This window comes from Microbulbifer litoralis (assembly GCF_023634065.1).
GTDB lineage: Bacteria > Pseudomonadota > Gammaproteobacteria > Pseudomonadales > Cellvibrionaceae > Microbulbifer > Microbulbifer litoralis.
Map to the genome: position 1 here is coordinate 1 of NZ_JALKCV010000032.1, position 2,083 is coordinate 2,083.

Annotated in this window: 5 protein-coding genes; all 5 read right to left on the reverse strand. The window is 43.1% G+C overall.

From position 1 onward, the window contains the following. Nucleotides 1–208 precede the first annotated feature (208 nt). Nucleotides 209–511 (reverse strand): hypothetical protein, encoded by a 303-nt coding sequence (locus MWN76_RS20790; RefSeq protein WP_250465096.1) that lies wholly within the window; start codon nucleotides 509–511, stop codon nucleotides 209–211. 93 nt (nucleotides 512–604) lie between these two features. Beyond that, nucleotides 605–832 carry a hypothetical protein gene (locus MWN76_RS20795; protein WP_250465098.1) on the reverse strand — a complete coding sequence of 76 codons (228 nt, stop codon included), beginning with the start codon at nucleotides 830–832 and terminating at the stop codon, nucleotides 605–607. A 45-nt stretch (nucleotides 833–877) separates the two neighbouring features. Then, on the reverse strand, nucleotides 878–1,060 hold the full coding sequence (locus tag MWN76_RS21335) for an RHS repeat-associated core domain-containing protein (protein WP_425606636.1): 183 nt from the start codon (nucleotides 1,058–1,060) through the stop codon (nucleotides 878–880). A 93-nt stretch (nucleotides 1,061–1,153) separates the two neighbouring features. Then, on the reverse strand, nucleotides 1,154–1,567 hold the full coding sequence (locus tag MWN76_RS20800; protein ID WP_250465100.1) for a hypothetical protein: 414 nt from the start codon (nucleotides 1,565–1,567) through the stop codon (nucleotides 1,154–1,156). Between the two features lie 5 nt (nucleotides 1,568–1,572). After that, nucleotides 1,573–2,083 (reverse strand): RHS repeat-associated core domain-containing protein (locus MWN76_RS20805; RefSeq protein ID WP_284500788.1); only part of this gene is annotated, 511 nt, incomplete at its 5' end.

Genomic DNA, 2,083 nt, shown 5'->3' on the forward strand with positions numbered 1-2,083 from the left:
GCGTAGCGGGTGGTACGGCCGTCAGTGAGCGGGCGCCAAGAAAAGCCGCGGTCAAATTCGCACTCGGCCGTGCCTTTCTCAACTCAGTGTGTTGTTAAAAAACGGGCCTCGCACTGTAGGGAGGCGTCAAATTCTACTGTCAACTGTAAGGCCTAACCCCGAACTCGCAAGATTTTTATTTTTTGGGCGTCCTGTTATGGACCCATCATTATGGCCGGTTACGGTCGACCTCAGAAATAACCACAGAAAAACAAGCTGGACAGATAGGTTTCAAATCATCGTAGACATCAAAGGCCAGCTCTTCATCAAAAACTTCCCTATCAACCTTATGCTTAACTAAAAACCCTTCATCAACATGAAACTTACCCAATTTATCAAACGGAAAATGTAAAATCAGCTCCTGGATCAAAAAACCAGAAAGCCTGCCCCTCTTCTTAATATCTTCCAATATCTTAGGAGAAACAAATTGAGCGGATTGAATTCCGTGCTTTTCGCATAAAATCTGTGCCATCTTCAAAAACCTATATCTCTTAAATACCTAAACTGACGCAAAGCTCCATCTTTAGCAGGCTGACCGCCTTCTCTCAAAACGTTACAGACGTGATCAACACAATGTAGTTTTCTTACTATAAGGACCAAGCTCTTCCCAGACTTTTTGCTTCTGATACTCAATTGCATTCTCCGCATTAGGAAGCTCAACTTTTACGGCTTTTACCAAAGGCTTCGAAGGAGGATATTCACCAGCATCAACAATTGTTGTCGTCGCGCCAGAATTTTCTCTAGGACCAGTCATCACCTGATGCGTATGAAGCTTTTCATTGTTTGAGACCACTTCGACACTATAATGTCCATATGGGTTATTAGAATCGGGCTCATATTACTTGATAATTGCTGCCCCCTCTTTACAGCTCAACCCAAAAGGGTCAATCCAGCGGATGGGATTCGGTGCGTAGCTGTAATTATTTGTCCCCCCATCCAACCCAATCGAGTCCTGAGGAGTAAACTGTCCCAACTGCGGATCATAATACCGAAACCGGTTATAATGCAGCCCTGCCTCCAAGTTCTTGATATCTCAGTGACTGTCCTGATTCTCCTTCCTACTACTCTTCCGTTCTGCTTGCTCGTTCACCCGTTAATTAATTCAGCTTCCAGATCATGCATCTTCAAATGTTACAGTGATAGTACTGCTGCAAGATCGCTGATCGTAATTTGATTCAATCCTCCCCCAATCAAAACTATAAGGAGGTGGAGCATTTAGCAGACTAGAAAGCCATGCATCTTGGGCAGACTTTTTTCTCTTCTCGAAAATTTCAGTCTCTGTAGACCACGAGGCATCTTTACTTATTAAATATATATTAACACGACGAATAGCATCACCCTCAAAATTAAGAATAGCAATAATGTTTTTTCCAAGGAACTTAATCGGCGTTATTTTGTACGACTTATAATTTCCATTTGCGGTTAACTGAACAACAGAATACTTCTTCTCAAGCTTCTTTAAATCATTGACAGTAAATTTTTTACTGACAACAAAGTCGTCTCCAAATTTCAATATTCCGTTCTTCATATTGCTCACCTAGAAAATGGAATTGAGTAAAGCGGCTCCAATACTTCTTCATAATCTTTAATTACTATCTGCGGTAAACCTCCACTACCATGTTGCGGGTTTGCTTTCGTGATCCCGAATGCAGCAGGGACATCTTCCTTTACTCTATAAGATGTTACACCAGGACGGTAGCCAAGTTCAGGATGTGGGCGAACTTGAACGCCATCGAAGAACTTTTCAGCGTTGTAATCAGCACGCTTCAATGCACTTTCGGTTGTATAGAAATTACCTTGCCCAGGAGCGCCCCCATAAACAACCTTTCCTTCCTTCAATGTAATATCTCTATAGGCGTCAACCCCAGGGTAATCCCCTGAACCCTGCCAGCTCTGAGCAAACTCACTAGGGGTTTGTTCTTTGCATTTTAACCCAAGCGGGTCAACCCATTCTGTTGGATTGGGTGCATACTGATAGCTATTAAATCCTCCTGAGAGCCCAATAGGATCCTGCGCAACAAACTCCCCCACCCCCGGATCATAA